The organism is Streptomyces sp. NPDC091682 (genome assembly GCF_044756625.1).
Taxonomy (GTDB): domain Bacteria; phylum Actinomycetota; class Actinomycetes; order Streptomycetales; family Streptomycetaceae; genus Streptomyces.
On sequence record NZ_JBIVTH010000011.1, the window covers coordinates 288,587 to 302,160 of the forward strand.

The window sequence follows — 13,574 nt, forward strand, 5'->3', positions numbered from 1 at the left end:
CTTTCGTCTTCAAGATGCGGCCAGGTGGGCATCAGGCTGGTGGCTCGAGGCCCGTGATCGCGTCATGTTCCCAGACGCGGGCTGGTCAGATGACAGGAGGTCGGCCCAGCCGGGTCAACCGCCAGACCGTTCGCCATCTCATCGGGCGGCGGGGCCCGCAGGGAGTGGTCCATCCCTCCCGGAAACCACCGAACCAGGCCTTGAGCGCGGGTGCCGACGGCCTGCGTACGAGCGTCAGCAGGAGCCAGACGCCCAGGTAGACCGGGACCAACGGGGCGGGCAGGTTCCGGCGGGCGAGCCACACCCGGTTACGAGCCACCATACGGTGGTAGACCGCGTGCCGGGAGGGGGCGGTCGTCGGGTGCAGCAGCACCATGTCCGACCGGTAGTCGATCAGCCACCCTGCGTCGAGTGCCCGCCAGGCCAGATCGGTCTCCTCGTGCGCGTAGAAGAACTCCCCCGGCAGCGCTCCGACCTGCTCGAACACCGTCGTGCGGACGGCGTTGGCGCCGCCCAGGAAGGTCGTCACGCGGGAGGAGCGCATCGGGTCGGAGGCGCGCAACCGCGGCACGTGCCGGCGCTGGGTGACACCGGTCTCCGGATCGGCGATCCGGAAGCTGATGATCCCGAGCGCGGGGTCCTCGGCGAAGGCCTGCCGGCACAGCTCGGCGGTGTCGGTGCGCTCCAGCAGCCCGTCGTCGTCCAGGAAGAGCAGTACGTCCACGTCGCGGCCACCGGGGCCGAAGGCCTCGATGCCGACGTTGCGCCCGCCCGGGATGCCCAGGTTCTCGGGCAGGTCGATGCTGCGGACGCCCTCGGGCAGGCCGGTGACCTGCACGCCCTGGCCCACGACGACCACGTCGACGGGGGCTCCGTCCTGGCGGGCCACCGAGTCGAGGAGCGCCTTGAGCTCGTCGGGCCGATTGCCCATGGTGATGATCACGGCGCCCAGCCGCAGCGGGGCGCTCACTTGAGCCTGCTGGAGGCGAGGATGGACACCAGGTGCAGCACGGTCTGGAGCATCGCGATCGCGGCCAGCACGGCGACCCCGACGCGGGACCAGTAGAGGTCGCCCTGCATCTGGTCCACGACGGCCAGCACCAGGATGAGCAGCGAGGCCTCGATGCCCAGGATCAGGCGGTGGAACTTGAGCGCAGCGGCGGCCCGGCGCGCGAGGGCCATGCCCTTGGCGCGCGGCTCGGCCGCCGCGTCCTGGACCACCGGCTTCCCGGCCTGGTGGCGGGCGACGCCGACCAGGTCGGTCTCGGCCTTGATCAGGATGGCGCCGAGCGCGGCCAGGGTGCCCAGGAAGGCCCACAGCCAGTCGGCGCCCCCGGGGCCCCACAGGTCGGCGGCGCGCAGGCCGAAGCCGACCAGGACCGCCGCGTCGCACAGGTAGGCGCCGACCCGGTCCAGGTAGACCCCGGAGAGCGAGAACTGCTTCTTCCAGCGGGCGACCTCGCCGTCCACGCAGTCGAGCAGCAGGTACAGCTGGACCGCGATCACGCCGAGGACGGCGCCCCAGATGCCCGGCACCAGCAGCGCCGGCAGGGCGAGGACGCCGGCGAGGGTCATCAGGTAGGTCAGCTGGTTCGGCGTGACCTTGGTGGTGACCAGGAAACGGGTGATGCGCAGGGAGATCTCGCGCATGTAGAGGCGCCCGCCCCAGTGCTCGCCGCTGACCCGGTCCTTGACGCCCGCGGGGTGGACGACGGGCCTCAGTTCAGCTACGGATGGTCTTGGCATAGTCGGCGTAAGCGTCCCTGATCTCGGCGGCGGACAGGTTGAGGTGCTCCAGGATCGTGAAGCGTCCCGGGCGGGTCTGGGGGGCGTACTCGACGGCCGCGACGAACTCGTCGACGCTGAAGCCGATCTCCTCGGGGCCGACCGGCAGACCGTGCCGGCGCAGCACCTCGACGAAGAGGCCGGACTGCTCGGCGGCCCCGCGCAGGTGCATCGCGAAGGCGGCGCCGATGCCGACCTGCTCCCCGTGGAGCGCGGAGCGCCCCGGGTGGAGCAGGTCGAAGGCGTGGCTGATCTCGTGGCAGGCGCCGGACGAAGGGCGGGAGTCCCCGCTGATCGACATGGCGATGCCGGAGAGCACGAGCGCCTCGGAGAGCACGGTGAGGAACTCGTCGTCGCCGCACCCGCCGGGGTGGCGCAGTACGGACTCGCCGGCGGTACGGGCCATGGCGGCGGCCAGGCCGTCGACGGGCTCACCAGTGATCTTGTGCGAGAGCTCCCAGTCGGCGATGGCCGAGATGTTGGAGATCGCGTCACCGATGCCGGCCCGGATGAACCGGACCGGGGCTTCCTTGATCACGTCGAGGTCGATCACCATGGCGATCGGGGTGGGCACGCCGTAGGAGCCGCGGCCGTTGTCGTTGTCCAGGATGGACACCGGCGAGCAGATGCCGTCGTGCGAGAGGTTGGTGGCGACGGCCACCATGGGCAGCCCGACCCGCGCCGCGGCGTACTTGGCCACGTCGATGATCTTGCCGCCGCCCAGGCCCACGACTGCGTCGTAGCGGCGGCCCTTTATGTCGTCGGCCAGCTTGACCGCGGAGTCGATGGTGCCGTCGACGACCGCGTACCAGTCGGCGTGCGGCAGCACGGGCTCCAGCTTGGCGCGCAGCGCCACGCCGGAGCCTCCGCTGATCGCGATGGCCAGCTTGCCGGAGGCGGAGATCCGCTGGTCGGCCAGCAGGCCGGCCAGGTCGTCCATCGCCCCGCGACCGATGTCGACGACGACGGGCGAGGGGATGAGCCTCGTCAGTACTGGCATGCGATCGTCCGGCCCTTGGCGAGGTCGTCGTGGTTGTCGATCTCGACCCACTTGACGTCGCCGATGGGGGCCACGTCGATGGTGAAGCCGTCGTTGACGAGCTGCTGGTAGCCGTCCTCGTAGTAGAGGTCGGGGTCGCGCTCGAAGGTGGTCTTCAGGGCCTCGGCCAGCTGCTCGGCGGCCTCGGCCTCGATGAGGGTGACGCCGATGTACTCGCCGGTGGCGTCGGCGGGGTCCATCAGCTTGGTGATCTTCCGCACTCCCTCACCGTCGGCGGTGACGACCTTCATCTCCTCATCGGCCAGGTTCTTGACCGTGTCGAGGGCGAGGATGATCTTCTGGCCGTTGCCGCGGGCGGCGAGCAGGGTGCGCTCGACCGAGACCGGGTGGACGGTGTCGCCGTTGGCGAGGATCACGCCCTGCTTCAGGACCTCGCGCGCGCACCACAGGGAGTAGGCGTTGTTCCACTCCTCGGCCTTGTCGTTGTCGATCAGCGTGATCTTGACGCCGTACTTGGCCTCCAGGGCCTCGCGGCGGGCGTACACGGCTTCCTTGCGGTAGCCGACGACGATGGCGACCTCGGTCAGGCCGACCTCGGCGAAGTTGCCCAGCGTCAGGTCGAGGACCGTGAGGCTCTCCTCGTCGCCCTCGGGGCCGACCGGCACGAGCGCCTTGGGCAGGGTGTCGGTGTAGGGACGCAGACGGCGTCCGGCACCGGCAGCGAGTACAAGGCCGATCATGCTGGTTCTCCTTCGTCATGTACGGCGGGTGCTCCGGAGGAGACCCAGAATCGGATGCTCTCCACGAGCACCACGAGTGCCACGAACACGGCCGAGGCCGTGAGCGCGACGGGGAAGTCCGCTTCGCGCGTTACGAGGACGGCCGCGAGGACCGTGATCAGCAGGACCCGGCCTTCGTGGCCGCCGATCGTCCGCACCAGCCAGTGCGGGGGCGCGCCGGTGCCGCCGCGGATGCGGTACACCGTGTCGTAGTGATGGTAGGCGACCGCCGCGATCAGGCCGAATGCCGCCGGGAGGGCCCCGGGGACGTCGGCCTTGACGGCGAGCGCGAGGACCGTGACGTATTCGGCGGCCCGGAACAGCGGCGGGACCAGCCAGTCCAGGGCGCCCCGGAGCGGTGCGGCGACGGCGAGGCCGGCCGACATGACGTAGATCACTGCGACGGCGATCAGCCGGGGGTCCCCGAAGGGCAGGAACACGGCGCCCGCGATCATCACCAGCGTGCCGAGGGCCGCCACGTACACGGAACCGAAGGACCCGGCCCGGCCGCGCAGCAGGCGGGCCTGGAGCTCGGCGAGCGGTCCCGAGTCGGCCAGGTCGGCCAGCGCCCGGGCCGCCCGGTCAGTGCGGGTGGCCTTGCGCGTCAGGGAGCGCAGGATGCGGCCGGCGGTGGTGTAGAGCGCGCCGAAGGCGCAGCCGATCAGCAGGGCGTAGAAGACGATCCGGGGGGTGGTGAAGGCGGTCAGCACCGCGATCATCGCCCAGCGCTCACCGATCGGCAGGATGATCATCCGACGGATCCACACGGTCCAGCCGACGCTGTCGAGCCGGTCGGAGAGGGCGGCCGTGGGGCTGGTGTTGGCGGTGGCGTCGTGGTTGGCCTCGTTGAAGGAGAAGTCCACGACGTGCCGGCAGGTCATCAGGATCATGGAGCCGACGGCCAGGGCCCAGACGTCGTCGCCGTTCCGGGCCGCGCCGAGCGCGAGGCCCGCGTAGAAGGAGTACTCCTTCGCGCGGTCGAAGGTGGCGTCGAGCCAGGCGCCCATCGTCGAGTACTGGAGCGAGTAGCGGGCGAGCTGCCCGTCGGTGCAGTCCAGTACGAAGGAGACGAGGAGCAGCACTCCGGCCGCCACGTAGCCCCAGCGTTCGCCCGTGGCGGCGCAGCCGGCGGCGATGAGCGCGGTGATCAGCGAGGCGGTGGTGACCTGGTTCGGGGTCAGGCCGCGGCGCGCGCACCAGCGGGCGATGTAGCGCGAGTACGGGCTGATGCAGAAGGTGGTGAAGAAGCCGTCGCGGGACTTCACGGCGGTGCGCAGGCGTACGGCCTCGTCGTCGACGGCGGCGACGGCGGCGGTCGCCGCTTCGCGCTCCGTCGGGCCGGCGGGGACGGCGGCGACGAGCGTGCCCAGTTCCGGTCGCTGGACGGTGGTCCCGGCGGCTTCGACGGCGGCGGCGAGCCGGTCCGGGTACGGGCCGGCGGCCTCTGCGTCGGCAGCCGCGCGGGCGGCGGCCTCGTCCAGGGCGCCGCGGGCCCCGGCCTGGACGGCGAGGGCACCGGTGACGGCGCAGGCGTCGAAGCGCGGGTCGGTCAGTGCGAGGCGCAGCGCGTGCACGTGCCCGACGAAGGCGCTGTCGACGACGGCCACCCGCTGGTCGGTGGGGACGCCCGCCAGTGCGGCGGCGGCGTCCTTCGGGCCGGCTGCCGGGCGGACGTCGAAGCCGAGGGAGCGCAGCTCGTCCGCGAGCGGTGATCCGGGGACCGGCAGGCCGGTGAGGATGACGGTCGGCAGACGAACTCACTCCTTGTAACGGATTCCGAACGCGCGCGCTCATGGGGCGGCTGCACGTCGGCAGAGGCTATCGGATGAATGGAAGCAGGGGTTCACCACCCGTTTACGCCCCGATAAGCCGAATATTCGGGCCCCGGGCCGGGTTCCGATCATCATTGACGATCACAGCGCGATACCACAAACGGCTCGGATGTTACGGTGGACGCGCCCCTGAACGTGTCGAGTGGAAAGAGGTGGGTTGATGACCGTCGTAGTGGTCGCGGCCTTGCGCAGCGAACTCCGGTGCATCTCCCATTCCTTCCGGGCATCCGGCCGGGCCTGATCACACAGCTGGGCCTCGTCGGCCGGAGCCCCCGTTCCAAGGGTTCACGTTGACCGACAGCAATTCCTTCGACGCCACCTCCGACCCCGACGGCGTCGACGACTTCACGCACGCCTTCTTCGCCCTGCACCACGGCCTGCCCCGGCAGGCTCCGGGTTCCGACGCGAGCACCCGTCACCTGTTGTCCCTGTGCGGACCGCTGCCCGAGCGGCCGCGCGTCCTCGACCTGGGCTGCGGTCCGGGCCGCAGCGCGCTGCTGCTCGCCGCCGAGGCGGGCGCGGCCGGCACGGGCGCCGAGGTGACCGCCGTCGACCTGCACGCCCCCTTCCTCGACGAGCTCCGTGCCGCCGCCGCGGCGCGCGGACTCGCCGACCGGGTCCGCACCGTGGAGGCAGACATGGGCGCGCTCCCGGGCGAGGGCTTCGAGGACGGCTCCTTCGACCTCGTCTGGGCGGAGGGCTCCGCCTACCTCCTCGGCTTCGACGCCGCGCTCGCGCGGTGGAAACGGCTGCTCGCCCCGGGCGGCACCCTCGTCCTGACCGAGTGCCAGTGGTCGGTGGCGCAGCCGTCCGCGGGCGCCCGTTCCTTCTGGGACCCGCACTACGCCCTGCGCACCACCGCCGGCAACCTGGCGGCCGCCCAGGCCGCCGGCTACCGGGTGCTCGGCGTGCACGAGCTGCCCGACTCCGACTGGGCCGAGTACTACGGCCCGCTCGCCGAGCGGGTCCGGGCCCTGTCCGCGGCAGGCGGCCCGGCAATGGCACGGGCTCTGGCCGCGACGCGCGAGGAGCTCGACGTACGGGCCCGCCACGGGCACGAATACGGGTACACGGGCTACGTCCTGCGCCCGGTGAACGGCGGGGACGGCAACGCCTGGCCCGCCCGGCCGGAGACCGCGGCCGACGCGGCGGCCGTCCGGGCGATCAACCTGGCGGCCTTCGGGACCCCGCTGGAGGCCGACCTCGTGGACGCGCTGCGCGCCGACGGCTCCTGGCTGCCCGGGCTGTCGTACGTGGCCGAGGCCCCGGACGGGTCGGTGGCTGCGCACGCCCTACTGACCCGGTGCGAGGTCGACGGCGCCCCGGCGCTCGCGCTCGCCCCGGTGGCGACCGATCCCGGGCTCCAGCGCTCGGGCGCGGGCAGCTCGGTCGTACGGGCCCTGCTCGCGGCGGCCCGGGAGCGCGGGGAGTCGCTGGTCATCGTCCTGGGGCACCCGGAGTACTATCCGCGCTTCGGTTTCCTGCCGGCGTCGCGCTTCGGGATCCGGGCCCCCTTCGAGGTCCCCGACGAGGCGTTGATGGCGCTGGTGCTGGACGGTTCCCGTCCGGTGCCCGCGGGAACGATCAGGTACCCGGATCCGTTCGGAGTCTGACGCGCACATGCGCACACGCGCACACGAGGTCGCGTGCGCGGTGACACGTGGTGTGACCCGCCCTCGTCGCCTAGCACGCGACGGGGGCGGACATGCGTGGTTCTCCGAAGTGGGGACAAGCCTCTTTTGTACGGCAGACTGAAGGTCGAAGTCCGAAGCGAAGGATGGGTATGCCGACCACACCAGCCACCGCCGCGAACAGCGCGTCCAACGGCACCGGTACGCAAGAACCGATCATGCTCGAACTGGTCGACGAGGCCGGCAACACCATCGGCACGGCGGAGAAGCTCTCCGCCCACCAGGCGCCCGGGCAGTTGCACCGGGCGTTCTCCGTGTTCCTCTTCGACGCGCAGGGTCGTCTGCTGCTCCAGCAGCGGGCCCTCGGGAAGTACCACTCCCCCGGCGTCTGGTCGAACACCTGTTGCGGTCACCCCTATCCGGGGGAGTCGCCGTTCGCGGCCGCAGCCCGGCGGACCCACGAGGAGCTGGGCCTGTCGCCCTCGCTGCTCGCGCAGGCGGGGACGGTGCGCTACAACCACCCGGACCCCGCGTCGGGTCTGGTGGAGCAGGAGTTCAATCACCTGTTCGTGGGACTCGCGCAGACCGTCGTGCGGCCGGATCCGGAGGAGGTCGAGGACACGGCCTTCGTCACCGCCGAGGAACTGGCGAAGCGGCACGCCGAAGTGCCGTTCTCGGCCTGGTTCATGACCGTGCTGGACGCGGCGCGTCCCGCGATCCGCGAGCTGACCGGCGACGCGGCGGGCTGGTAGCCCGTACGCCGTCCCGGTCCTGCGCCCTCCCGTTGACCGTCGCCTCACCGGCCGCCGCTCACCCGGCGGTCGGCGGGGCGGTGAGCGGCGGGGCGGTGAGCGGCAGGGCCGCCCAGATCACCTTGCCGCCGGTCGAGGTGTGCTCGACGTCGCAGACCCCGCCGGCCTCCAGGGTGATCTCCCGGACCAGGAGCAGGCCCCGGCCGCCGGTCTGACCGAAGTCGGCCTCGAGCGCCTTGGGGCGGTAGGGGTGGTTGTCCTCCACGGCCACCCGCACCCAGGCACGGCCGATCGCGACCTCGACCGCGACCTCCGGCGAGAGCAGAGCGGCGTGCCGGACCGAGTTCGTCACCAGCTCGGAGACGATCAGGAGCAGGGAGTACACGAGGTCCTGATGGGCCGGCACCCCCTGGCGCCCGAGCAGGTCCCGGACCGCACGACGGGCCTGCGGAACGGATTCTTCAACCGCGGGGGCGGTGAACCTCCACACCCCCTCGTACGCGAGGGGATGGGCCGGGGCCTCCACCTCACCCGCCTTGGCCGGCGGGACGCTCCCGCTGACATCCATCTTCCGTCCCCCGTCTTCACGCTCGATCGTCTCCACGCGACAAGAGTGGGGAACGGGCTGGTGCGGGCCGGACTGCTGACCAGAAGTCAGCGTCTATCGGACACTTTCTGACCGCTGGCGTATGACAGAGTCAGTTGTTCGACTATTCCTGATCTTCTGTCCGCCGCTTCCCGGCCGCGTCGCCCAGTCCGTCCCCCGCGGCCGCCGCCGCCGGAGCCCCGTCCTCCCTGACCAACCCCAGGATGCGGCGGGAGCCCATGCCCATGGCCACCAGGCTCAACCCGTCGAACAGCAGGGCGAGGGAGAAGAAGGTTCCGATCACGTACAGACTGTTGCCGGGCCAGTTGGAGAGGATCAGGAAGCCCAGCAGGATCCCGAAGGCGCCCTGGACGACCGCGAGCCCGAAATGGGCGCCGCGCACCACCAGCGCCCCGACCAGCCGGAACGCCCCGCCCGTCAGGAAGAGCAGCGCGGCGAACATGGTCAGCGCCTCGGCGCTCGCCTCGGGACGGCGCAGGATCACGAAGCCCGCGGCCAGGTTGATCGCGGCGACGACGACGGCGAGCCAGAAGTAGTTGCTCCTGCGCGACTGCACGGCCTGCAGCAGGCCCAGCACACCGCCGATCAGCAGCAGCCAGCCGAAGAGGAACATCGAGGTGAGCGTGGCGACGGCGGTGTAGACGAGGCCGACCAGCCCGGCGAGCGCCAGCAGCACCCCGAGCGCCGTCATCAGCGCGAAACTGCGGTTGAGCTTCTTCTTCTCCTGCTGCGGTTCCGGGCCCCCGGCCCTGGCCCTCGTACCGTCTGCACGGTCTGCGCCCATGGACGTGCCACCTCCTCGCACCCCCGACGGACTCCCTTGATCATAGGTATGACCGCCCGGGATAGCATCCGGCGCATGGACGCAGCCACGGACGCAACCCTCCTGCACACGGTCGCCGACGGGGTCGCCACGATCGTCATCTCGCACCCCGCCAAGCGCAACGCCATGACCGCCGCCATGTGGCGGGCGCTCCCGGAGCTGGTGGCGGGCCTGGCGGACGACCCGGCGGTACGGGTGCTCGTGCTGACCGGGGCCGGACCGACCTTCTGCGCGGGCGCCGACATCTCCTCGCTGACCGGGAAGGTCACGGAGTCCGGACACGCCACGAACGCCCGGGCCGCCGGGGACGCCGGTGCCGCGGACCCGCGGGACCTGGCCGTGGCCGCCGAGGAGGCCCTGGCCGCCTTCCCCAAGCCCACGCTGGCGGCGATCCGCGGCTTCTGCGTGGGCGGCGGCAGCCAGCTCGCGGCCGCCTGCGACCTGCGCTTCGCCGAGGAGGGGGCTTCCTTCGGGGTGACCCCCGCCCGGCTCGGCATCGTCTACCGCGCCTCCTCCACCCGCCGGCTCGCTTCCCTGGTCGGCCCGGCCTGGGCGAAGTACCTCCTCTTCTCCGCGGAACTGATCGACGCGGAGACGGCCCTGCGCGCGGGGTTCCTGAACGAACTGCTGCCGGCCGGCCAACTGGACAAGCGCGTCGCCGCGTTCACCAGGATCCTGGCCTCTCGCTCGCAGCTGACGCAGGCGGCGGCCAAGGAGTTCGCGGACGGCCGGACCGATCGGGACGCGTACTGGGAGGACCAGGCCGCCGGGAGCGAGGACACCGCGGAGGGGGTCGCCGCGTTCCTGGAGCGCCGGGCTCCGCGCTTCACCTGGACCCCCTGACGGCCACCCGTCAGCCGGGCATGCCGTTCCCCCGCAGCATCTCCACGAGAGCGGCCGGGGCCTTGTCCGGCGAGCCGGCGTCGTAGGGCGGCTGGGGGTCGTACTCGGTCATCAGTTGCACGGCCTGTGCGAAGTCGTCGCCGGCGAGGCGGCCGAGCAGGGTGAGCCCCATGTCGATCCCGGCGGACACCCCCGCGGCGGTGACGTACTTCCCGTCGAACACCACGCGCTCCCCGGTGGGCTCGACCCCAAACTCCGGCAGCTTGTCCAGGTACAGCCAGTGGCTGGTGGCCCGCCGGCCGTCGAGCAGCCCGGCAGCGGCCAGCAGCAGGGATCCGGTGCACACCGAGGTGGTCCAGGTGCTGGTGGCGTCGACCGCGCGCAGCCAGTTCATGACCACGGGATTGGTCATCTCCCGGCCGGGATGCGGCCCGCCGGGCACGATCACGATGTCGGGCCGGGTGACCTCGTCGAGCCCCTTGTCGGCGACGAACGCGAGCGACCCGTTGTCGGTCCGCACCGGCCCGGGCCGCTCGGAGACGAAGACGACCTCGGCATCGGACAGCCGGCCGAGGGTGTCGAAGGGCCCGATGGCGTCCAGGGCGGTGAAGTGGTCGTAGAGAAGTACGGCGATCTGCATGGCTCCTCCGGAGCTCTGGTCGGAACACGACGCCGCCCCGCACGGGGCGACTCCTTCTTCTGGGTGCGCCCGGGCCGGCCCTCAGGGGCGCGAGGTACCGAACCGGCGGCGGTACTCGGCGGGCGGCTGGCCGAAGGTCCGCACGAAGGCCCGGCGCAACGCCTCCGGGTTCCCGTACCCGCAGGCCCGGGCGATCTGTGCGATCCCTTCCCCGCTCTCCTCCAGCAGCCGCCGCGCGTGGTCCACCCGGACCCGTTCGACGTACCGGCCGGGCGTGACCCCGGTCTCCGCCTGGAAGGCCCGTGCGAAGTGCCGCGGCGACAGCCTGGCCCGGGCGGCGAGGTGCTCTACACCGAGCTTCTCCCCCGGGTGCTCGGTGATCCACTGCTGCACGTCCCGCAGCGGATCCCGGCGGGCCGTCTGGGCGGCCAGCTGCGCGCTGAACTGCGCCTGGTTGCCGGGCCTGCGCAGGAACACCACCAGGTGCCGGGCGATCGCCAGGGCGACGTCCTGCCCGTGGTCCTCCTCCACCAGCGCCAGGGCGAGGTCGATCCCCGCCGTGACCCCCGCCGAGGTGGCCACCGGCCCGTCCCGTACGTAGATCGGGTCCGGCTCGACGGCGACCGCCGGGTAGTCCCGCGCCATCCGCTCGCAGACCTTCCAGTGGGTCGTCGCCCGCCGCCCGTCCAGGATCCCCGCCTCGGCCAACAGCAGTCCCCCCGTGCACACGGAGACCAGCCGCTGCGCGCCACTCCCGTGGCTCCGCAGCCAGTCCGTGAGCCGGGGTTCGAAGTCCCCCGTGAACCGTCCCCCGGGCACCAGGACGGTGGTCCCGGGCCCCGGCCGGGCGCTCGCCAGCTCCCCGTCCGGCACCAGCGTCAGCCCGCTGCTGGTGCGGACGGGCTCCCCCGCGGGAGAGACCGTGCGGATCGCGTACCCGGCCCGCCCCGGGAAGTGGGCGAGCGCGGCGAACACCTCCACCGGCCCGGTCACGTCCAGGCTCTGGACCCCGTCGTACAGGAGGACGAGGACGTTGCGCGGCGATGACGACATGGCTTCATGGTGTGCCGCCCCCGCGATGGCCGCAATGACGGGCTTCCCACCTATCCGGCCATGCCGGGTGCCGTCCGCGCGCGGATAGGATCGGCACATCATGACTGCAACCCTCGTCGCCAAGAAGCTCACCGCCGCGCACGGTGAGCGCACCCTCTTCGCCGATCTCGACCTCGTCGTCGCACCCGGTGACGTCATCGGCCTCGTCGGCGTGAACGGCGCCGGGAAGTCCACCCTGCTGCGGCTGCTCGCCGGGCTGGACACCCCCGAGACCGGGGAGCTGCGGCTCTCCCCGCCCACCGCGGCCGTCGGCCACCTCCCGCAGGAGCCGGAGCGCCGGCCCGAGGAGTCGGTCCGGGAGTTCCTGGCCCGCCGTACTGGCGTGGCGGCCGCGCAGGCCGAGCTCGACGCGGCGACGCAGGGCCTGGTGGACGGAACGCCCGGCGCGGACGACGCGTACGCGACCGCGCTCGACCGGTGGCTGGACCTCGGCGGCGCCGACCTCGACGAGCGCGCCGAGGAGGTCGCCGACGAGCTCGGCCTCACCGTCGGTCTCGACCTGCCCATGACGGCGCTCTCCGGCGGTCAGGCGGCCCGCGCGGGCCTCGCCTCGCTCCTCCTGTCGCGCTACGACGTCTTCCTGCTCGACGAGCCCACCAACGACCTGGACCTGGACGGTCTGGAGCGGCTGGAGCGGTTCGTCAAGGGGCTGCGCGCCGGCACGGTCGTGATCAGCCACGACCGCGAGTTCCTGACCCGGACGGTCACCAAGGTCCTCGAACTCGACCTCGCGCAGCAGCAGATCAACCTCTACGGCGGCGGCTACGACTCCTACCTGGAGGAGCGCGCACGGGCCCGCAGCCACGCGCGCGAGGAGTTCGAGGAGTACGCGGACAAGAAGGCCGCCCTCGAGGGCCGGGCCCAGATGCAGCGCAACTGGATGGACAAGGGCGTGCGCAACGCCCGCCGCAAGGCTTCCGACAACGACAAGATCGGCAAGAACCTGCGGGGCGAATCGAGCGAGAAGCAGGCCGCCAAGGCCCGCCAGACGGCGCGGGCGATCGAGCGGCTGGAGGTCGTCGACGAGCCCCGCAAGGAGTGGGAGCTGCGCATGGAGATCGCGGCGGCCCCGCGCTCCGGCTCGGTGGTGGCCACCCTGCGCGAGGCCGCGGTCAAGCGCGGGGACTTCGCCTTCGGCCCGGCGAGCCTGCAGATCGACTGGGCGGACCGGGTGGCGATCACCGGGGCGAACGGTGCGGGCAAGTCCACCCTCCTCGCCGTCCTGCTGGGCCGGCTGGCCCCGGATTCCGGCTCCGCCACCCTCGGCTCCGGCGTCCTGGTCGGCGAGGTGGACCAGGCGCGCGGCCTGTTCCTCGGCGACGAACCGCTGCTCGAAGCCTTCTGCGCGGCGGTCCCCGAGACCGAGCCGGCCGAGGTCCGCACCCTGCTGGCCAAGTTCGGCCTCAAGGCGGCCCACGTGCTGCGCCCGGCGGCGACCCTCTCTCCCGGCGAGCGCACCCGTGCCGCGCTCGCGCTGCTCCAGGGCCGCGGGGTGAACCTGCTGGTCCTTGACGAGCCGACCAACCACCTCGACCTGCCGGCGATCGAGCAGCTGGAATCGGCCCTCGACGCCTACGAGGGCACCCTCCTGCTGGTCACCCACGACCGCCGCATGTTGGACGCGGTGCACGTGACCCGCCGCCTGGAGGTCTCGGGCGGCAGGGTCACGGAGCTCTAGAAGACTCGTGAAGATCTTGTTGGAGGGCCGTCCGGCCGTAGGCCGGGAGGCCCTCTCGCTTATGCGGTGGCCGTGGTGAGCGTCCAGGTGC

General features: G+C 72.1%; 13 protein-coding genes. 4 read left to right on the top strand and 9 right to left on the bottom strand.

Annotation, left to right across the window (positions count from 1 at the left end; translation table 11 throughout):
• Positions 1-85 precede the first annotated feature (85 nt).
• Genes ACIQK6_RS25835 through ACIQK6_RS25855 form a run of 5 tightly spaced genes read right to left on the bottom strand, consistent with a single transcriptional unit; the run spans position 86 to position 5,315 of the window.
• Entirely contained in the window at positions 86-931 is an 846-nt protein-coding gene (locus ACIQK6_RS25835; protein ID WP_402695559.1) for a glycosyltransferase family 2 protein, read from the bottom strand.
• A 35-nt stretch (positions 932-966) separates the two neighbouring features.
• Complete coding sequence (locus ACIQK6_RS25840; RefSeq protein ID WP_329097444.1) at positions 967-1,746, bottom strand: CDP-alcohol phosphatidyltransferase family protein; 780 nt, start codon at positions 1,744-1,746, stop codon at positions 967-969.
• Positions 1,724-2,785 (bottom strand): iron-containing alcohol dehydrogenase family protein, encoded by a 1,062-nt coding sequence (locus ACIQK6_RS25845; protein WP_402695551.1) that lies wholly within the window; start codon positions 2,783-2,785, stop codon positions 1,724-1,726. The genes ACIQK6_RS25840 and ACIQK6_RS25845 overlap by 23 nt, the downstream gene beginning before the upstream one ends.
• Positions 2,773-3,525, bottom strand: coding sequence for a phosphocholine cytidylyltransferase family protein (locus tag ACIQK6_RS25850; protein WP_329097447.1), 753 nt, complete (start codon positions 3,523-3,525; stop codon positions 2,773-2,775). Before ACIQK6_RS25850 ends, ACIQK6_RS25845 begins: the two co-directional genes overlap by 13 nt.
• Positions 3,522-5,315, bottom strand: coding sequence for a DUF5941 domain-containing protein (locus ACIQK6_RS25855; RefSeq protein ID WP_329107493.1), 1,794 nt, complete (start codon positions 5,313-5,315; stop codon positions 3,522-3,524). The genes ACIQK6_RS25850 and ACIQK6_RS25855 overlap by 4 nt, the downstream gene beginning before the upstream one ends.
• 371 nt (positions 5,316-5,686) lie before the next feature.
• Between ACIQK6_RS25855 and ACIQK6_RS25860 the strand changes: the two genes are divergently transcribed.
• Positions 5,687-7,009: a GNAT family N-acetyltransferase gene (locus ACIQK6_RS25860; protein WP_402695552.1), complete on the top strand. Its 1,323-nt coding sequence runs from the start codon at positions 5,687-5,689 to the stop codon at positions 7,007-7,009.
• A 170-nt stretch (positions 7,010-7,179) separates the two neighbouring features.
• A complete protein-coding gene (gene idi, locus ACIQK6_RS25865) occupies positions 7,180-7,779 on the top strand; it encodes an isopentenyl-diphosphate Delta-isomerase (RefSeq protein ID WP_329097449.1) in 600 nt (199 codons plus the stop codon).
• A 58-nt stretch (positions 7,780-7,837) separates the two neighbouring features.
• Here the strand turns inward: idi and ACIQK6_RS25870 are convergent, their stop codons facing one another.
• Entirely contained in the window at positions 7,838-8,347 is a 510-nt protein-coding gene (locus tag ACIQK6_RS25870; RefSeq protein WP_329107499.1) for an ATP-binding protein, read from the bottom strand.
• 142 nt (positions 8,348-8,489) lie between these two features.
• Positions 8,490-9,170: a DUF308 domain-containing protein gene (locus ACIQK6_RS25875; protein WP_329097452.1), complete on the bottom strand. Its 681-nt coding sequence runs from the start codon at positions 9,168-9,170 to the stop codon at positions 8,490-8,492.
• Positions 9,171-9,245: 75 nt separating this feature from the next.
• Between ACIQK6_RS25875 and ACIQK6_RS25880 the strand changes: the two genes are divergently transcribed.
• Positions 9,246-10,052, top strand: a complete 807-nt coding sequence (locus ACIQK6_RS25880; protein ID WP_329097453.1) for an enoyl-CoA hydratase-related protein — start codon at positions 9,246-9,248, stop codon at positions 10,050-10,052.
• A 10-nt stretch (positions 10,053-10,062) separates the two neighbouring features.
• Here ACIQK6_RS25880 and ACIQK6_RS25885 read toward each other — a convergent pair whose 3' ends face one another.
• Positions 10,063-10,692, bottom strand: coding sequence for a DJ-1/PfpI family protein (locus tag ACIQK6_RS25885; RefSeq protein ID WP_402695553.1), 630 nt, complete (start codon positions 10,690-10,692; stop codon positions 10,063-10,065).
• Between the two features lie 81 nt (positions 10,693-10,773).
• Positions 10,774-11,745 (bottom strand): GlxA family transcriptional regulator, encoded by a 972-nt coding sequence (locus ACIQK6_RS25890; RefSeq protein ID WP_402695554.1) that lies wholly within the window; start codon positions 11,743-11,745, stop codon positions 10,774-10,776.
• 100 nt (positions 11,746-11,845) lie between these two features.
• Here ACIQK6_RS25890 and ACIQK6_RS25895 point away from each other — a divergent pair, with 100 nt between their 5' ends.
• On the top strand, positions 11,846-13,483 hold the full coding sequence (locus tag ACIQK6_RS25895; protein WP_329097460.1) for an ABC-F family ATP-binding cassette domain-containing protein: 1,638 nt from the start codon (positions 11,846-11,848) through the stop codon (positions 13,481-13,483).
• The last annotated feature ends 91 nt before the right edge of the window (positions 13,484-13,574 follow it).